The following is a 2,565-nucleotide window of genomic DNA, read 5'->3' as shown; positions in this document are numbered from 1 at the left end:
CTGCCTGGCGGGCGGGCTGGCGGGAGCGGCGATTTGTCTGGCGAGCCGCTCGGTCGACGGTGCCGCGTCGACCGCGCTGGCGTTGGCGGTATTGCTGGGTACGGCGATGCTGGCGCGTTCCCCTCGGCGGGTGCGGCGGCTGGCGACGGCGGTAGGGCTGGCGGTGGCCGGCAGCGTCGCTGCGGCGGCATGGTCGCTCGGCCGCGATCGGCTCGGCGACCTGCTGCGGCTGATCGGCAAGACGCCCGACCTGACCGGGCGCACCTATCTGTGGTGGCGCGCGCGCAAGGTGATGGCCGATCATCGCTGGCTCGGCGTCGGCTATCAGGCGTTCTGGCGGCCGCAGTTCGCCGACGCTCGCGGGCTGTACCGCTATGCCGGCATCGCCTCGCAATCGGGGTTCCACTTCCACAACCTCTATGTCGAGACCGAGGTGGAGCTTGGCGTGATCGGCCTTGCCGCCGTCGGCCTCACGCTCCTCGCGATCGCGGCGGCGAGCGTGCAGCGCTACGATCGGCAGCCCGACGCGCCGGCGGCGCTGATGCTGGCGCTGGTTGCGTTCCTGCTGTCGCGCACCTTGCTGGAGGTCGACATGCTCGAACCGTTCAGTCTCGGCTGGCTGTTGCTGGTGCTGGTCTATGTGATGGCACGGCGGCTGGAGCCGATGCCGGCGGTCCGTCGTCCGCCGCAGTGGCGCGGCGAGGCGGGGCGCACCGCCGCGGCATAGTAATCGTCCCAGAAGCGGTTGGCGTCGGCGGCATCGAACATGCGGCGCGCGGTCGCGAAGGCACGGCCGCGCATGGCGGTAAGCGCGGCCCCGCCGAGTCCCGCGATCGCGGCGAAGCTCTCCTCCGCCAGCCGCTCGACCTCGTCGGTGAACAGCCGCTCGAACGCCGGCGTGTCGCGGTCGGGGGCGCTGGAGCCGACCCATTCGCCAAAGCCGTTTGTCGGCAGGTCGAGCAGCACGCCGTCGACGCCATCGGCGATGAACTCCGGGAACGCGCCCTGCCGTGTCGCCACCACCGGGCAGCCGGCCGCCATCGCCTCGATCGCGCCATAGCCGAACGTGTCGCCGAAGCTGGCGAGCAACGCCACGTCGGAGCGGGCGAACAGCGCCCCGACCTGCGCGTTGGGCAGAGGGCCGACGACGGTGATGCCCGGATGGTCGAGCCGCCGCCGCCAGCCGTCGAAATAGCCGGCGCGGCGCGGGTCGGTCCAGATGCCGCCGCCCATCTGCAGCGACGAGGCGATCGTCAGCCGCAGCGCCAGCCCGCGCTCCGCAGCGATCTCTGCCAGGCGCACCGCGACGCAGCCGCCCTTGCGCGCGAAATGGTTGCCGACGAACGCCACCTCGATCGCGTCACCCTGGCGATGCCGCTCGGGCATGGCGGCTGCCACCGGCAAATTGGGATAGCGGCGGCAGAGCTTGGCCTCCAGCGTCGCCGCCAGCGGCGAGCCGCGATGCGTCGCTCGGAAGATGGCGAGCGCGTGGTCGGAGATTGCGACGATGCCGCGACAGCGCTCGCTAGCAAGCGAGCGCTGCAACCGGTGGAAATAGCCCGTGTCCTCCAGCCCATAGGCGCGCGGCAGGTGCGATTCGAAGCCGATCACATAGGGCGTCGTCCCGATCGGGATACGGTTGAAGGCGTGGACGAGGTCGAAGCGGCGCGGCGGCCAGGGGTTGGCGATCGTCACGCCCTCGATCCGCGGATCGAGGCGGCCGAGCGGCACGAACGAGCGGTTGCACACGCGATGCCGCGACGCGCGCGGGCCGTTGAACCGCCACGGATAACGCGTCGGCGCAAGGATGGTGAGCGGGCGATCGGTCATCGCCGCAGTTGGTCGCACGCCGCGACGACAAGCGGAAGCGGCACCCCGCGCGCCGCGCCGGGAAAGCCGTGGCGCATCGCTGCCGCGACTCCTAGGATCGTGCCGCGGCCGCGCGCCGCCAAGGGGGGCGAGGTGACGGACGCGGTGGACGGCAGACCGTCGGATCTCGAGGGTGGCGCGCTCGGCGGCCGGGCGATGAACGGCGCGATCGTGCTGGCGATGGCGCAGGGAGTGAAGTTCGCGACCCAGCTGGTATCGACGATCGTGCTGGCGCGGCTGCTCTCGCCGCATGATTTCGGCATCTTCGCGATGGTGATGCCGCTCGCCGGGATCGTCATGCTGTTCCAGGACCTCGGCCTCGCACAGGCGGTGGAGTCGGTGCGCGAGGTGACGCCGGCGCAGGCGACGACGCTGTTCGCCATCAACCTCGGCCTGTCGGTGGCGCTGGCGGCGGCATTCGCGGCGTCGGCACCCCTGATTGCCGTCTTCTACGGCACGCGCGAGGTGATCGCGCCGACCCTGGTGCTGGCCGGGACCATCGTCCTGTCGGGGCTGGCGACGCTGCAGTTCGCGCTGCTGGTGCGCGGGCTCCGGTTCGGCGCGCTGGCGGTCGCCGACAGTGTCGGCGCGGTCGCCGGGGTGACGGCGGCGATCATCGTCGCGGCGGTCCATCCCAGCCCCTGGGCGATGATCGCCTCCGTCGTCGTCACCATGACCGCGGGGCTGGGCTGCGGC

At 71.9% G+C, this 2,565-nt stretch carries 3 protein-coding genes; 2 read left to right on the top strand and 1 reads right to left on the bottom strand.

Features of this window, described 5'->3' with window-relative positions:
• Positions 1–727 (top strand): O-antigen ligase family protein (locus tag HUU96_RS14790; protein WP_174293495.1); only part of this gene is annotated, 727 nt, incomplete at its 5' end.
• Here HUU96_RS14790 and HUU96_RS14785 read toward each other — a convergent pair.
• Positions 637–1,830 carry a glycosyltransferase family 4 protein gene (locus tag HUU96_RS14785; protein WP_174293494.1) on the bottom strand — a complete coding sequence of 398 codons (1,194 nt, stop codon included), beginning with the start codon at positions 1,828–1,830 and terminating at the stop codon, positions 637–639. The genes HUU96_RS14790 and HUU96_RS14785 overlap by 91 nt on opposite strands.
• Positions 1,831–1,929: 99 nt before the next feature.
• Between HUU96_RS14785 and HUU96_RS14780 the strand changes: the two genes are divergently transcribed.
• On the top strand, positions 1,930–2,565 hold a 636-nt coding region (locus HUU96_RS14780), incomplete at its 3' end, for an oligosaccharide flippase family protein (protein WP_217430345.1).

Source organism: Sphingomonas bacterium, assembly GCF_903644135.1.
Lineage (GTDB): Bacteria > Pseudomonadota > Alphaproteobacteria > Sphingomonadales > Sphingomonadaceae > Sphingomonas.
Note: the sequence above shows the minus strand (reverse complement) of the source record. Positions and strands in the feature narration are given on the sequence as shown.

Coding starts and splice junctions, on each gene's coding strand:
- HUU96_RS14785 (WP_174293494.1), bottom strand. CDS start 1,830: ATGACCGATCGCCCGCTCACCATCCTTGCGCCGACGCGTTATCCGTGG.